Genomic DNA, 13968 nt, shown 5'->3' on the forward strand with positions numbered 1-13968 from the left:
CGCCATCTCCGATAGTCAAGGACCATGGGACAAAATCTTACACCGCCGTCCGGTGACGGCGACGACAACATCGTTCCGGTCGACCTGAAGGCCGCGCTCGAAGAGCGCTATCTGGCCTATGCTTTGTCGACCATTACGCAACGCGCGCTTCCCGACGTCCGCGACGGGTTGAAGCCGGTGCATCGCCGCATCGTTTATGCGATGAGCGAGATGGGGCTGCGTCCCAATGCCGCCTTCCGCAAATGCGCCAAGATCGTCGGCGAGGTGATGGGTAACTATCACCCGCATGGCGACCAGTCGATCTATGACGCGCTGGCGCGTCTCGCGCAGGATTTCTCTCAGCGTTACACGCTGGTCAACGGCCAAGGCAATTTCGGCAATATCGACGGCGATAGCCCGGCCGCGATGCGTTATACCGAATCCAAGATGACGGCGGTTTCCGAACTGCTGCTCGAAGGCATCGATCAGGATGCGGTCGATTTTCGCGATACCTACGACGAATCGAATTCCGAACCGATCGTCCTGCCGGGCGCGTTCCCCAATCTGCTCGCCAACGGCTCCTCCGGCATTGCCGTCGGCATGGCGACCTCCATCCCGTCACACAATGCCCATGAGCTTTGCGACGCCGCGCTGCATCTGATCAAGGATCGCGATGCCACCGTCGAGAAGCTGGTGGAACTCTATATTCCCGGTCCCGACTTTCCGACCGGCGGCATTATCATCGACGATCGCCGGAGCATCATTGAAAGCTACAAGACCGGTCGCGGCGGCTTCCGCGTTCGTTCCAAATGGGAGATCGAGGATCTCGGTCGCGGCGGCTACCAGATCGTCGTCACGGAGATTCCGTTCCAGGTGCAGAAGTCGCGGTTGATCGAAAAGATCGCGGAGTTGCTGCTGTCGCGCAAATTGCCGCTGCTTGAGGATATCCGCGATGAATCCGCCGAGGATATCCGCGTTGTCCTGATCCCGAAGAGCCGCACCGTCGATGCGACGATCCTGATGGAATCGATGTTCAAGCTCACCGAGCTGGAGAGCCGCTTCCCGCTCAACATGAATGTCCTGTCCATGGGCCGCATTCCCAAGGTCATGGCCCTGAACGAAGTGCTGAAGGAGTGGCTGGATCATCGCCGCGAAGTCCTGCTGCGCCGTTCGCGCTTCCGGCTGGCGGCAATCGAGAAGCGCCTCGAAATCCTTGGCGGTTTGCTGGTTGCCTATCTCAACATCGATGAGGTCATCGCCATCATCCGCGAGGAGGATGAGCCGAAGCCCGTGATGATGGAGCGGTTCGGCCTCACGGACAATCAGGTCGAGGCGATCCTCAATATGCGGCTGCGCTCCTTGCGCAAGCTGGAAGAGTTCGAGATCCGCAAGGAATTCGAAGGCCTGACCAAGGAAAAGTCCGACATCGAGGCATTGCTCGCCTCGGAAGAAAAGCAGTGGCAGACGGTTTCCTGGGAAATCGGCGAGGTGAAGAAGAAGTTCGCCAAGGCCACCGAAATCGGGCGCCGCCGCACGCAGTTTGCCGAAGCGCCCGAAGCCGACGATGCCGCCATTCAGCAGGCGATGATCGAGAAGGAGCCGATCACGGTCGTCGTCTCTGAAAAGGGATGGATCCGCGCGCTGAAGGGCCACATCTCCGATACCGCGGCGCTCACCTTCAAGGAAGGCGATGGACCGAAGGTTGCCTTCCCCGCGCAGACGACCGACAAGATCCTCATCATCACGACGGGCGGCAAGGCCTATACGCTCGGTGGCGATAAGCTGCCCGGCGGCCGCGGCCATGGCGAGCCGCTGCGCATCATGATCGACATGGAGAATGATCAGGATGTGCTGACCGCCTTCGTCCACGATCCGCAGCGCAAGCAGCTAATCGCATCGACGGTGGGCAACGGTTTCATCGTGCCCGAGGCGGAGCTGGTCGCCAACACCCGCAAGGGCAAGCAGATCATGAACGTCTCCCATCCCGACGAGACCAAGCTTCTCGTGCCGGTTTCCGGCGATCATGTCGCCGTGGTCGGCGAGAACCGCAAGATGGTCATCTTCCCGCTTTCGCAGGTGCCTGAAATGTCGCGCGGTAAGGGTGTGCGCCTGCAGCGCTACAAGGATGGCGGCATTGCCGACATCCGGTGCTTCGTCATCGCTGATGGCCTGACCTGGGAAGACAGCGCCGGCCGCACCTTTACCAAGACCAAGGACGAGTTGGTGGAATGGTTGGCCGAACGCGCCGGTGTCGGCAGAGCCGTGCCGAAGGGCTTTCCCAGAAGCGGCAGGTTTTCAGGGTGAAGCTTGGTTGAGCCGAGCTGAAGGCAATCGACCCGGCGGGTCGATTGCGGCGTCGAACGCTCTGAGCCTTAGCCAAGGGCCGGGTGATGCGGCGAATGGAGCGTCGTCACCCGGCAAGCGGAACGCAGAAATCTTTCAAGAATTGCATTGCGCCTATTTCATCGATTTCTCCGGCCGCAACGCCCTGCACAAAGGCGACAATGGTCCCATCGTCAGCTTCGATAAGGTAGCCATTGATGTAGAGGAACGTGAACGCCGCCAGATAGCTGGCCCGATTGTTTCCATCCGAAAATGGGTGATTCCGAACGATCCCATAGAGGTAAGCGGCAGCTAAGGCGAATAAATCGTTCGCGCCGTATGCAGCCTCGTTTAACGGGCGCGTCATAGCTGCCTCTAAGGCGTTCTCGTCCTTTAAACCCGGCAATCCACCATGTTCGGCGACCTGTTCCGCATGCATGATCTCGACGGCTTCACGGGATAGCCATTTATATTCATTCATTTTGCGAGTTCGCGCAGAGCAGCGCGATATTTCTGCATGCCAAGTCTTGCAGCCTGCAACTGCTCGGTCAGATCAGCGCGCTCGGGAACCAGTTCGATGTTGCCGTTCGCTTCACGTATTTCCAATGCATCGCCGTTTTTCAGGCCGAGCCTTTGGAGAACTTCCTTCGGGATAATCACGCCTTCGGAATTGCCGATCTTGCGGATAGTGACGTTCATATCTGAACTCCCCATGTAATAACTTGGTTATAACATGGGAAAATCATGGCTTCAATGCGCGAGGCCTTGCGCTGTCAGCGCTGCTCTCGCCTTGACCCGCGCCTGCCAGAGCGAATGGGCGGCGAGCGCCAGGATCAGTATCGCGCCGCCGGCCAGCGTCATGTTGGTGGGTGCCTCGAAGAAGATCAGCCAGACCCAGATCGGCGCCAGGATCGTTTCCAAGAGATAGAACATTGCCACTTCCGGTGCCGAGAGAAAGCGTGTGCCTGTCGCAAGGCACCAGAAGGAGAGGGGCATCAGCACGCCGCCATCGAGGAGGATCCAGCCCGGATGTTCGATGGAAAAGCCTAAGGGCGCCATGTGATAGAGACCGACTGCGGCCGGGATGACGGCGGCCAGCAAGGAAGCGAAACCCATATCACGCCCCGAGGCGCGGCTGATGGTGATGGCGCAGGCAATGGAAAACGATGCAAGCACGGAAAGCGCGTCGCCCAGCAGATGGCCACCTTCCATGCCGTCGCCAACGATGAGGCCGACGCCGATGATCATGACGGCCATGGTGATGAAGGTCGAAAGGGCAGGGCGCTCCTTGAGGAAGATCCAGGAAAGAAGCGCGGTGAACATCGGGTTCAGCGCGATGATGAACACCACATTCGCCGCCGTCGTGTAATAGACGGCAAGGAGAAAGGCGATGGTCGTCAGCCCGTAGAAGAAGCCGACGGGAAGCCCGAGCCAGCCCGGCAGCACGCTTCGCAGCGAACCCGTAACACGGCGGATAACGAAAAGTGCCGCGAGCGCCACGACGATGGTTGCAAGGCTGCGCGCCGACAGCACCGACCAGACTTCACCGCTGGAAAGCCGGATCAGCGGTATGTCCATCGACAGGGCCAGGCCGCCGAGCGTCGTCAGCAGCAGGCCCTTTTGATGATCCGAAAGACGGGAGAACATTCAGCGGAAGGTATCTTTATCGCCGTCGGCGGCGGGGTCGAAACGCTCCCAGCCGCGCGGCGTGAGATGTTCCTGCGGCTGAAAGCGCGTCTTATAGTCCATCTTGCGCGAGCCTTTGACCCAATAGCCGAGATAGACATGCGGCAAGCCGAGCGCCTTCGTCCGCTTGATATGATCTAGGATCATGAAGGTGCCGAGCGATCGCTCGTCGAGATCGGGATTGAAATAGGAATAGACCATCGACAGCCCGTCGCTCATGACGTCGGTCAAAGCCGCCGCCAGCAACTCACCTTTCGGGCGTTGTTCCAGCCCCGCCCCTTCCTCACGGCGGCGATACTCGATAATGCGGGTATTCACATGCGTGTCCTCGACCATGATCGCATAGTCGAGCACGGTCATGTCGGACATGCCGCCGTGCTGATGGCGATAGTCGAGATAGCGGCGGAAGAGCGAATATTGCTCGCTGGAAGGCTGCGCGGGAAATTCGGTGGCGATGACGTCGCTATTGGCGGCCAGAATGCGCCGCATCGAGCGGCTGGGCTCGAATTCCTGGGCGAGAATGCGGACCGATACGCAGGCCCTGCAGGATTCACAGGCAGGGCGGTAGGCGATGTTTTGCGAGCGCCGGAAGCCGCCCTGAGTCAGGATATCGTTCATCTCCGCCGCACGGGGGCCGACGAGATGCGTAAAGACTTTGCGCTCCATCTCGTGCGGCAGGTACGGGCAGGCAGCCGGTGCCGTCAGATAAAACTGCGGAGAAGGCGTTGACTGCGTGTTCATCTGCCGTTGATTGCCCTTTCTTTCGGCACCCGTTTTTTACAAGCATGGCTCAAGTTTAGAAAACGTCAACTACGTCCTTCGCTAAAGATCGAAGTTTCCTAATTCATGATGCACTCGGATGCCGCCTCGCGGCTCGTTTGTACCGCGAGGGATCGTATATTTGATATCGCAACGTGCGTGTTTTAGGCGGTACGGGCGATGACCGTGCCGAGCAGCAGGTCGTGCACCAGCCGGCTGCGGTCGGTAAACAGGCCTACCAGCAGGATCAGCGGCGTCAACACCGAGTTCAGGACCCAGAACAGCGCCAGGTGGACGATCGCCGTCAGGAAATCCATCCGGCGCCCGTCGACGCGGACCATGGTGAGGCCCATGGCCCGCATGCCGAGCGAAGCCTGGTATGGGCCGCCGAGCGTCCAGCCGAAATACAATCCGGCTACGATGACGAAGAGCGCGGGATAGAGGATGAAGCCAAGCCCCAGCGTCAGGATCGAAACGAAAAACAGTACGACGGCCGCCGGAATGCAGAGCAGCGCGACGATGATGTAATCGACGATGAATGCGAAGATGCGCCGGCTCAGCACGCCACTATAGGCGCGCCAGTCATCCGGTGCTGCATAGAGCGGGCTGGGGTTCAGGCTCATTGCTTTCCTCCTTGGGAAACATTTGCCGAACATATGGTATCAGGTCCGGCAAATACAATAAGTGAATGGTGCGGAGCTATTTTCTTGCCAGATGCTTTGCAACATCCATGGCGAAATAGGTGAGGATGCCGTCGCAGCCGGCGCGCTTGAAGGCGAGCAGGGTTTCGAGCATCACTCTGTCGCCGTCGATCCAGCCATTGGCGGCGGCTGCCTTGATCATCGCGTATTCGCCGGAGACCTGATAGGCGAAGGTCGGAAGGCCGAAAGCCTCCTTCAGCCGCCAACAAATGTCGAGATAGGGCAGGCCCGGCTTGACCATCAGCATATCGGCGCCTTCCTCGACGTCGAGGGCAGCATCGCGCACGGCTTCGGTGCCGTTGGCCGGGTCGATGTAATAGGTCTTCTTGTCGCCCTTCAGCAGGCCGCCGGTCGAAATCGCCTCGCGATAGGGGCCGTAGAAGGCCGAGCTGAATTTCGTCGCATAGCTCATGATGCCGACATTCTGGTGGCCGGCGGCATCGAGCGCCTGGCGGATTGCGCCGATGCGCCCGTCCATCATTTCCGACGGTGCGATGATGTCGGCACCCGCATCCGCCTGGTAGACGGCGGCCAGCGCCACCTGCTCGACCGTCTCGTCGTTGACGATCTCGTTGCCGCGCAGGATGCCGTCATGGCCGTGGCTGGTGAAGGGGTCGAGGGCGACATCGGTGATGACGCCGATATTCGGAACGGCCTTCTTGATCGCCGCGCTGGCGAGATTGATGAGATTGTTCTTCTCGAGGCTGTTGGAGCCGGTCTCGTCGCGCAAGCCCATTTCGATGTTCGGGAAGGTGGCGAGTGCGGGAATGCCGAGATCGGCCGCTTCCTTGGCCGCTTCCACGGCCTTGTCCACCGTCATGCGATTGACGCCGGGCATTGCGGGGATCGGCTCAAGGATGCCGGTGCCGGGGATAAGGAAGATCGGCCAGATCAGATCGTCGACCGTCAGCCGGTTTTCCTGCACGAGGCGGCGGGTCCAATCGGCCTTGCGGTTACGTCGCATGCGGCGATGCCCGGTGATCTCGTCAACGAGATGCGTCTTGTTCTCCATGATGCCGCCATCCTTCTTCGTCTATTTATGGCATTATATATAGGCCGCGTACCTATCACGCTGTCCCCAGGATTCAAAACCAGGCGAAAGGCCGCAGCCATTATATTCTGGCGAGGCCGATGCCTCCTACGTATTGTTCGCGCATGGAACCTGATTCTTCGACCGTACCCAAGAATACGCTGACGGACATCCTGTTCGTGCTGTTCCTGCGGCTGATCGCGATCGCCTGTTTCTGGCTCGGCCTGCAATATTGGGCGATGCTGGTCGGCTATTCGCTGGAAGGTCATGCCCGCTTCGATCTGCTGGCTCTGCCATGGAAGGTCGCAGGCGCCGGTCTCGCCGTCGTCTTCCCCGTTGCCGCGCTCGGATTGTGGCTCACCGTTTCCTGGGGGCCGGTCATGTGGGTGCTGGCGGCAGGCGGGCAGGGATTGATGTATGGCGCCTGGCCGGAGATATTCGGCTCCAATCCGCTGATCATGATCTTGCATGCCTGCGTCGCAGTGATCTACTGCCTTTTCCGCGTCCTGCTGTGGCAGGAAAAACGCCGGCGCCGGCGGCAGCAGGTAATGGTTGATTTACCCTGAGACACCAAGACTTCGCGGTAAGGTGCTGTTAAGCCTGCAGTTTAAGTAGAATTTTATGTGTATTCGATAGGGTCTCACTCAAGGCGGGAAGAAAACGACACCGCCAAACAAACAGTGAGGCCAAGTCATGATGAACACGAAAATCAAGCCGCAGGCAGTTGCAAACGCTCAGGGTCAGCAGGTTGACGACATCCGGGCTCTCTACATGGAATCCCTTCACCTGGTCGAGCGTCTGCACCGCCGCCTGCTTGATGTTATCAAGGACGAGTTCGACCGTCAGGGTCGCGACGACGTCAACGCCGTCCAGGCGCTTCTCCTCTTCAACATCGGCAATTCCGAACTGACGGCCGGCGAGCTGCGCTCCCGCGGTTTCTACCTCGGCTCCAACGTTTCCTACAACGTCAAGAAGCTGGTCGACCTCGGCTTCATCAACCATCAGCGCTCGCGCATCGACCGCCGCTCGGTGCGCATCAGCCTGACGGAACCGGGCCAGGACATCGCCGAAACCGTCGCCAAGCTCTATGAGCGCCATATCGGCTCGATCGACAAGGTCGGCGGCATCGGCACCGACGAATTCACCCAGATGAACAAGCTCCTGCAGCGCCTCGACCGCTTCTGGAACGACAGCATCGCTTACCGCATGTAAGTAACGGTGGCGGATCGACTATAAGACCTTCCAGTAAAAGCAAGCTGGACACGTTCCCTGCGTGTCCGGCTTGAATGCGTTGCCAAGGCAGCCGTTGTGCGCTTTTTGTCACGTCCGCGCTTCACCTTCCGTCACATGTAACGTCCTGGGCGGCTAAGCCATTGACGCCGGATCAAGACACGTTATGAACCACGCGCAGCTGTGGTATTTTAGCAAAAGCAGTTTGGCTTTTCTTCCGTCCTCGCGTGGCAAGGCAAGTTTCATGCCGGGAGACACGAATTGGCCATATTGCTATGACAGCGGAAATCGACTGCAAGCAGCGTTCTCGAAATACGATCTTCCGACCTGAAGGTCTTGGCTTCGCGATATTGTGATAGTTCGTGGCGAAGTTTTTGGTGGTGCTTTAAGGGAACGGATCGATACTGAGCTGCGTTGCTTGGCGCGAACCGCGCTATTTACTGCTTCCTCTCTAGGCTGCGCATAATTGGATCGCAGCGCTAAACGGTTGGGATATGTCGAAGAAAAACGGAATTGAACCCTTTTCGCGCCGCTCTTTCCTGCGGTCGGCCGTAACTTTTGGCGCTGCCGCATTGGCCGCGCCGGCCCTCGCGCAAAACGCGACGCCGCTGGAGGCGCTGATCAACGACCGGTCCCGCGGCAATTGGGACGACCAATTCGACGCCAAGGCCGCGGCGCGTACGGCAGCTGCCGTGCAGTCGAACACGCCAATTCTCGGACCTGATTCCGTACCGAATATCCAACAGGCAATTGCCCAGTATCAGAGCATCGTTGCAAATGGCGGCTGGCCGCAGGTTAATCCGACCAGCCAGCAGCCGCTGCAGATCGGCGTTACCGATCCCGCCGTGCAATCTTTGCGCCAGCATCTGATGGTTTCAGGCGACCTGCCGCGCGAGGCGGGCATGTCTTCGTCTTTCGATTCCTACGTAGACGGGGCCGTAAAGCGTTTCCAGGCCCGTCATGGGCTGCCGCCGGATGGCGTTATCGGCGATTTCACGCAGAAGGCGATGAACATCCCGGCCAATGTCCGCCTGCAGCAGCTCAACACCAACCTCGTCCGTCTGCAGACGTTCCCGTCCGATCTCGGCCGTCGTCATGTCATGGTGAATATCCCGGCGACCCGTGTCGAAGCCGTAGAGGACGGTCAGGTCGCTTTGCGCCACGAGGCGATCGTCGGCCGGGAAACGCGACCGACGCACATCATCAATTCGAAGATCTACGAGGTCATCCTCAACCCCTACTGGACGGCGCCGCGCTCCATCGTCATCAAGGACATCGTGCCGCTCATGCGGAAGGATCCGACCTATTTGAAGAGAAGCAATATCCGCCTGCTGGACGGCAAGGGTCAGGAAGTTTCGCCTGAGACCATCGACTGGAATTCGGACAAGGCGCCGGATCTGATGTTCCGACAGGACCCCGGCAAGACGAACGCCATGGCGTCCACGAAGATCAACTTCCATAACCCCAATAACGAATATATGCACGACACGCCCGAGCAGGGCCTGTTCAACAAGCTGATGCGTTTCGACAGCTCGGGCTGCGTGCGCGTTCAAAACGTGCGCGACCTTGCGACCTGGCTGCTGGCCGAAACCCCAGGCTGGCCGCGTCAGCACATCGAGCAGGTCATCTCCACGCGCGTCAACACGCCGATCACCTTGGCGACGGAAGTGCCGGTCTATTTCGTCTATATCTCCGCCTGGAGCGCCCGCGACGGCATCGTCCAGTTCCGCGACGATATCTATAATCTCGACGGCAATTCCCAATTGGCGCTTGACACCACCCAGGGCATGGAGCAACCGGTTCAGTAATCGGCATTCCAATCAATTCTTGTCGAAGCCGCGTCCCTGGATGCGGCTTTTTCATTGGCTGGCGGCGCTCTGCGTAGAATGCCCAGCAAATGTCGCTCGTCGTATTGCTCTCCGGCGACCCGGACGCTAATACCGTCTGCATTGCCGTTCCGGCCCGTTCAGGAGCTTTCACGATGACCAATGCGTCCACCGAACCCTTCTTCAATCGCTCGCTTGCCGATACCGATCCGGAAATCTTTGGTGCGATCGGCAAGGAACTGGGTCGTCAGCGGCACGAAATCGAGCTGATCGCCTCGGAAAACATCGTCTCGCGCGCCGTCTTGGAAGCGCAGGGCTCGATCATGACGAACAAGTACGCCGAAGGCTATCCGGGCAAGCGCTATTATGGCGGCTGCCAGTTCGTCGACATCGCCGAGGAACTCGCCATCGAGCGCGCCAAGAAGCTGTTCGGCGTCAATTTCGCCAACGTCCAGCCGAACTCCGGTTCGCAGATGAATCAGGCCGTCTTCCTTGCGCTCTTGCAGCCGGGCGATACCTTCATGGGCCTCGATCTCAATTCGGGCGGCCACCTGACGCATGGTTCGCCGGTCAACATGTCCGGCAAGTGGTTCAACGTCGTATCCTACGGCGTGCGCGAAGGCGACAACCTGCTCGACATGGATGAAGTGCAGCGCAAGGCCGAAGAAACCAAGCCGAAGCTGATCATCGCCGGCGGCACCGCTTACTCCCGCATCTGGGACTGGAAGCGCTTCCGCGAGATCGCCGACAGCGTCGGTGCTTATCTGATGGTCGACATGGCCCACATCGCCGGCCTCGTTGCCGGTGGCCAGCATCCGTCGCCGTTCCCGCATTGCCATGTCGCCACCACCACCACGCACAAGTCGCTGCGCGGCCCGCGTGGCGGCATGATCCTCACCAATGACGAGGATCTGGCCAAGAAGTTCAATTCGGCCGTCTTCCCCGGCCTCCAGGGCGGTCCGCTGATGCACGTTATCGCCGCCAAAGCCGTTGCCCTCGGTGAAGCTCTGCAGCCCGATTTCAAGGATTATGCCGCACAGATCGTCAAGAACGCCAAGGCTTTGGCCGAAACGCTGATATCAGGCGGTGTCGACGTCGTTTCCGGCGGCACGGACAACCACCTGATGCTGGTCGACCTGCGCAAGAAGAATGCCACCGGCAAGCGCGCGGAAGCAGCCCTCGGCCGCGCCTACGTCACCTGCAACAAGAACGGCATTCCGTTCGACCCCGAGAAGCCCTTCGTCACGTCAGGTGTCCGCCTCGGCACGCCGGCCGGCACGACGCGCGGTTTCAAGGAAGCCGAATTCCGTGAAATCGGCAATCTGATCATCGAAGTGCTCGATGGCCTGAAGGTCGCCAATTCCGACGAAGGCAATGCCGCCGTCGAGGCCGCCGTGCGCGAGAAAGTGGTCAAGCTCACCGACCGCTTCCCGATGTACGGCTACATGGGCTAAGGAGAGCGCATGCGCTGCCCTTACTGCGGCTCAGAAGATACCCAGGTCAAGGACTCGCGCCCGGCGGAGGACAACACGTCCATCCGCCGTCGGCGCATTTGTCCAGATTGTGGCGGCCGCTTCACCACCTTCGAGCGCGTGCAGCTGCGCGAGCTCATGGTCATCAAGAAGACGGGGCGCAAGGTGCCGTTCGATCGCGACAAGCTGGTGCGTTCCTTCGAGATCGCGCTGCGAAAGCGCCCGGTCGACCGGGACCGGATCGAGCGCGCCGTTTCCGGGATCGTGCGTCGCCTCGAAAGCTCCGGTGAGACGGAGATCAGTTCCGAGCAGATCGGGCTCCAGGTGCTGGAGGCGCTGAAGAGCCTCGATGACGTCGCCTTCGTGCGTTATGCCTCCGTCTATCGCGATTTTTCGCATGCCGAAGATTTCGAGCACGTGATCGACGAAATCAATGCGAAGATCGCCCGCGATCCGCTGGACCCTTGACCGTGGTGCCGCGGTCCGAAGACGATCGTTTCATGGCTGCGGCCATCCGTCTGTCGCGCCAGCATCTGGGACTGACTTCCACAAATCCGTCCGTCGGCTGCCTCGTCGTCAAGGATGGCGTCATTCTTGGCAGCGGCGTGACCGCGCTGGGCGGACGCCCGCATGCCGAGCCGCAGGCGCTGGCTGCAGCGGGCGAGGCGGCGCGAGGTGCCACCGCCTATGTAACGCTGGAACCCTGTTCTCACTACGGCAAGACTCCGCCCTGTGCCGAGGCGTTGATAGCCTATGGCGTGGCGCGTGTCGTCATCAGCATCACCGATCCCGATCAGCGCGTTTCCGGGCGCGGTATCAATATGCTGCGCGAGGCCGGCATCGAGGTCGATGCCGGCATTCTGGAGACGGAGGGCAGGCGGGCCTTGGCGGGTTATCTCATGCGCCAGACGAGAAACCGGCCCTATGTGACTCTCAAGCTTGCGATTTCCGCCGATGGCATGATCGGCAAAACGGGCGAGGGACAGGTTCGCATCACCGGCGACATCTCGCGGGCGCAGGTGCAGATGCTGCGCGCCGAAAGCGATGCCATTCTCGTCGGCATCGGCACGGCGATATCAGACGATCCTGAATTGACCTGCCGGCTGCCCGGCCTGGAAGACCGCTCGCCCTTGCGCATCGTCATCGATGCAGACCTTCAGCTGCCGCTTGGCAGCAAGCTGGTGCAGACGGCGCGAAAGCATCCGGTCATCGCGGTTGCCGGCCATCAGCCTCCTTTCGACGAGAATACCGATAGCTCCCTCCTGGGGCGCCGCGCCGCCCTCGATGCCGCCGGCGTCGAAGTGTTGCAGTCGAATTTGGACGAACTGGGAGAGTTGCTGGAAGCCCTGGGCACGCGGGGTATTTCTTCCCTGCTGGTGGAAGGCGGTGCCAAGACGGCACGGCGATTCCTCGATGCGGACCTGGTCGATCGCATCCTGTTGTTCCAGGGGCCAGCGGATATCGGCGCGGGCGGTATTGAATCGCCGGTCCTCAAATCCAATATCCCAGCCAGTTTCATGCATATCGGCGAAAGCCGCTTCGGCGATGATCGCTGCGACGAATTTGAAAGAGGTTTTTGATGTTTACCGGAATTGTCACCGACGTCGGCACGGTCGAATCCATTTCCCCATTGAAGGAAGGCATCAAGCTGCGCGTTGCCACCAATTACGATCCGGCAACGATCGACATGGGCGCCTCGATTTCGCATGCCGGCGTCTGCTTGACGGTCACCGGCCTGCCGGAAGAGGGCAGCAATGGACGCTGGTTCGAGGTCGAGGCTTGGGAAGAAGCCCTGCGCCTGACGACCATCGGCACCTGGGAAACCGGAGCCAAGATCAATCTGGAACGTTCCCTCAAGATCGGTGACGAGCTCGGCGGCCACATCGTGTCCGGCCATATCGACGGCAAAGCGGAAATCCTGTCCGTGACAGCCGAGGGCGATGCGACCCGCTTCCGCCTGCGCGCGCCGGAACATCTCGCAAGATTCGTGGCGCCGAAGGGTTCGGTCGCGCTCGATGGCACCTCGCTGACGGTCAACGCCGTCGATGGGACTGAATTCGACGTGCTTCTGATCCGCCATTCCCTAGAGGTCACGACCTGGGGTGAGCGCAAGGCCGGCGACTTCGTCAATTTCGAAGTCGACACGATGGCGCGCTACGCCGCGCGGCTGGCGGAATTCCCGGTCGTTCGGGAAGAAGCCTGAGTTTTACAGGAAGGCGCGGGTCGGCGCCTCGGTAGCCTACGCAAGCGTTTTTTCCATCAGGAAGTTCGACAAGATCTGGCCGTGCTTTTCCACCTGTTGCGCGGTCACGACGACAAAACCCTTGTGCTCGAAGAAGGGGCGGGCGGTCAGGCTCGCTTCGGTGAAAATCCGCTGAACGCCTTGTTCGCGCGCAGCCCTTTCGACGGTCGCAAGCAACAGGCTGGCGACGCCCTTTCCCCGATAGTCGGGCGAAACGAACATCATATCGAGGCAGCCATCCGATTTCAGATCGGTAAAGCCAATGGGCAGTGAACCATCCATCGCAAGCCAGGTCGGCCGGCTTGCGCGATGCTGCGCCCAGACTTCGGCGTCTTCGACCTTTGCCCAGGCAGCGATCTGTGCGGGGCTGTAGTCTGCCGATGCAACCTCGCGAATGGCCCTTAGGAAAATGTCGATCGTGGCTTGAGCGTCACCCGGTTCGTAAGGTTTGACCAAAAACTTATCCCGCGGAACCGGCATAATAGTCCTCTCGGCAGCGCCTACAGAAATTCCAGGAAAAGTGCGGTTTTCCGTCCGGAATTGCGTAAAAATAAAAGGATAGAGCGTTGTCACGATTTGGAGAAAAGCCGAAAGGCTCTAGGAGGTGTGGACTCTTGGGTTTCCAAGGCTGAGCAAATCAGATTCAAGACTGTCTTTTGGAGGCAGTCATGGGTGTTTTGGATCGTCTGATCCTTCGGGACGAACAGTGGGCGCGGATAGC

Annotated in this window: 15 protein-coding genes; 8 read left to right on the forward strand and 7 right to left on the reverse strand. The window is 59.9% G+C overall.

What is annotated here, in order from left to right:
• The first annotated feature begins 24 nt into the window (after positions 1 to 24).
• On the forward strand, positions 25 to 2283 hold the full coding sequence (gene parC / locus HGP16_RS22350) for a DNA topoisomerase IV subunit A (RefSeq protein ID WP_168842176.1): 2259 nt from the start codon (positions 25 to 27) through the stop codon (positions 2281 to 2283).
• A 106-nt stretch (positions 2284 to 2389) separates the two neighbouring features.
• Here the strand turns inward: parC and HGP16_RS22355 are convergent, their stop codons facing one another.
• From HGP16_RS22355 to hemB, 6 genes are all read right to left on the reverse strand, one after another.
• The gene (locus tag HGP16_RS22355; protein ID WP_168842177.1) at positions 2390 to 2782 is read right to left on the reverse strand and encodes a type II toxin-antitoxin system death-on-curing family toxin; all 393 of its coding nucleotides are present in this window, start codon (positions 2780 to 2782) and stop codon (positions 2390 to 2392) included.
• Positions 2779 to 3000, reverse strand: a complete 222-nt coding sequence (locus HGP16_RS22360; protein WP_168842178.1) for an AbrB/MazE/SpoVT family DNA-binding domain-containing protein — start codon at positions 2998 to 3000, stop codon at positions 2779 to 2781. Before HGP16_RS22360 ends, HGP16_RS22355 begins: the two co-directional genes overlap by 4 nt.
• A gap of 51 nt (positions 3001 to 3051) precedes the next feature.
• Positions 3052 to 3948, reverse strand: a complete 897-nt coding sequence (locus tag HGP16_RS22365; RefSeq protein WP_168842179.1) for a DMT family transporter — start codon at positions 3946 to 3948, stop codon at positions 3052 to 3054.
• Entirely contained in the window at positions 3949 to 4728 is a 780-nt protein-coding gene (locus HGP16_RS22370; protein WP_168842180.1) for an arginyltransferase, read from the reverse strand.
• A 182-nt stretch (positions 4729 to 4910) separates the two neighbouring features.
• A complete protein-coding gene (locus tag HGP16_RS22375; protein ID WP_168842181.1) occupies positions 4911 to 5369 on the reverse strand; it encodes an RDD family protein in 459 nt (152 codons plus the stop codon).
• Between the two features lie 76 nt (positions 5370 to 5445).
• The gene (gene hemB, locus HGP16_RS22380) at positions 5446 to 6459 is read right to left on the reverse strand and encodes a porphobilinogen synthase (RefSeq protein WP_168842182.1); all 1014 of its coding nucleotides are present in this window, start codon (positions 6457 to 6459) and stop codon (positions 5446 to 5448) included.
• 143 nt (positions 6460 to 6602) lie between these two features.
• Here hemB and HGP16_RS22385 point away from each other — a divergent pair, with 143 nt between their 5' ends.
• From HGP16_RS22385 to HGP16_RS22415, 7 genes are all read left to right on the forward strand, one after another.
• Positions 6603 to 7043 (forward strand): DUF6163 family protein, encoded by a 441-nt coding sequence (locus HGP16_RS22385; RefSeq protein WP_168842183.1) that lies wholly within the window; start codon positions 6603 to 6605, stop codon positions 7041 to 7043.
• A 130-nt stretch (positions 7044 to 7173) separates the two neighbouring features.
• Entirely contained in the window at positions 7174 to 7689 is a 516-nt protein-coding gene (gene ldtR, locus HGP16_RS22390; protein ID WP_168842203.1) for a transcriptional regulator LdtR, read from the forward strand.
• 512 nt (positions 7690 to 8201) lie between these two features.
• Positions 8202 to 9515: a murein L,D-transpeptidase gene (locus HGP16_RS22395; protein WP_168842184.1), complete on the forward strand. Its 1314-nt coding sequence runs from the start codon at positions 8202 to 8204 to the stop codon at positions 9513 to 9515.
• Between the two features lie 173 nt (positions 9516 to 9688).
• Positions 9689 to 10987, forward strand: coding sequence for a serine hydroxymethyltransferase (gene glyA, locus HGP16_RS22400; protein ID WP_168842185.1), 1299 nt, complete (start codon positions 9689 to 9691; stop codon positions 10985 to 10987).
• Between the two features lie 9 nt (positions 10988 to 10996).
• Complete coding sequence (gene nrdR, locus HGP16_RS22405; RefSeq protein ID WP_015339425.1) at positions 10997 to 11473, forward strand: transcriptional regulator NrdR; 477 nt, start codon at positions 10997 to 10999, stop codon at positions 11471 to 11473.
• A gap of 32 nt (positions 11474 to 11505) precedes the next feature.
• Positions 11506 to 12585 carry a bifunctional diaminohydroxyphosphoribosylaminopyrimidine deaminase/5-amino-6-(5-phosphoribosylamino)uracil reductase RibD gene (gene ribD, locus HGP16_RS22410; RefSeq protein WP_205926586.1) on the forward strand — a complete coding sequence of 360 codons (1080 nt, stop codon included), beginning with the start codon at positions 11506 to 11508 and terminating at the stop codon, positions 12583 to 12585.
• Positions 12585 to 13208, forward strand: a complete 624-nt coding sequence (locus tag HGP16_RS22415) for a riboflavin synthase (RefSeq protein ID WP_168842186.1) — start codon at positions 12585 to 12587, stop codon at positions 13206 to 13208. Before ribD ends, HGP16_RS22415 begins: the two co-directional genes overlap by 1 nt.
• 36 nt (positions 13209 to 13244) lie before the next feature.
• Here HGP16_RS22415 and HGP16_RS22420 read toward each other — a convergent pair whose 3' ends face one another.
• Positions 13245 to 13727: a GNAT family N-acetyltransferase gene (locus tag HGP16_RS22420; protein ID WP_168842187.1), complete on the reverse strand. Its 483-nt coding sequence runs from the start codon at positions 13725 to 13727 to the stop codon at positions 13245 to 13247.
• Between the last annotated feature and the right edge of the window lie 241 nt (positions 13728 to 13968).

This window comes from Rhizobium sp. P40RR-XXII (assembly GCF_012641405.1).
Taxonomy (GTDB): Bacteria; Pseudomonadota; Alphaproteobacteria; order Rhizobiales; family Rhizobiaceae; genus Rhizobium.

Coding starts and splice junctions, on each gene's coding strand:
- HGP16_RS22420 (WP_168842187.1), bottom strand. CDS start 13,727: ATGCCGGTTCCGCGGGATAAGTTTTTGGTCAAACCTTACGAACCGGGT.
- HGP16_RS22365 (WP_168842179.1), bottom strand. CDS start 3,948: ATGTTCTCCCGTCTTTCGGATCATCAAAAGGGCCTGCTGCTGACGACG.
- ribD (WP_205926586.1), top strand. CDS start 11,506: ATGGCTGCGGCCATCCGTCTGTCGCGCCAGCATCTGGGACTGACTTCC.
- HGP16_RS22360 (WP_168842178.1), bottom strand. CDS start 3,000: ATGAACGTCACTATCCGCAAGATCGGCAATTCCGAAGGCGTGATTATC.
- nrdR (WP_015339425.1), top strand. CDS start 10,997: ATGCGCTGCCCTTACTGCGGCTCAGAAGATACCCAGGTCAAGGACTCG.
- HGP16_RS22415 (WP_168842186.1), top strand. CDS start 12,585: ATGTTTACCGGAATTGTCACCGACGTCGGCACGGTCGAATCCATTTCC.
- HGP16_RS22370 (WP_168842180.1), bottom strand. CDS start 4,728: ATGAACACGCAGTCAACGCCTTCTCCGCAGTTTTATCTGACGGCACCG.
- parC (WP_168842176.1), top strand. CDS start 25: ATGGGACAAAATCTTACACCGCCGTCCGGTGACGGCGACGACAACATC.
- hemB (WP_168842182.1), bottom strand. CDS start 6,459: ATGGAGAACAAGACGCATCTCGTTGACGAGATCACCGGGCATCGCCGC.
- ldtR (WP_168842203.1), top strand. CDS start 7,174: ATGAACACGAAAATCAAGCCGCAGGCAGTTGCAAACGCTCAGGGTCAG.
- HGP16_RS22385 (WP_168842183.1), top strand. CDS start 6,603: ATGGAACCTGATTCTTCGACCGTACCCAAGAATACGCTGACGGACATC.
- HGP16_RS22395 (WP_168842184.1), top strand. CDS start 8,202: ATGTCGAAGAAAAACGGAATTGAACCCTTTTCGCGCCGCTCTTTCCTG.
- glyA (WP_168842185.1), top strand. CDS start 9,689: ATGACCAATGCGTCCACCGAACCCTTCTTCAATCGCTCGCTTGCCGAT.
- HGP16_RS22355 (WP_168842177.1), bottom strand. CDS start 2,782: ATGAATGAATATAAATGGCTATCCCGTGAAGCCGTCGAGATCATGCAT.
- HGP16_RS22375 (WP_168842181.1), bottom strand. CDS start 5,369: ATGAGCCTGAACCCCAGCCCGCTCTATGCAGCACCGGATGACTGGCGC.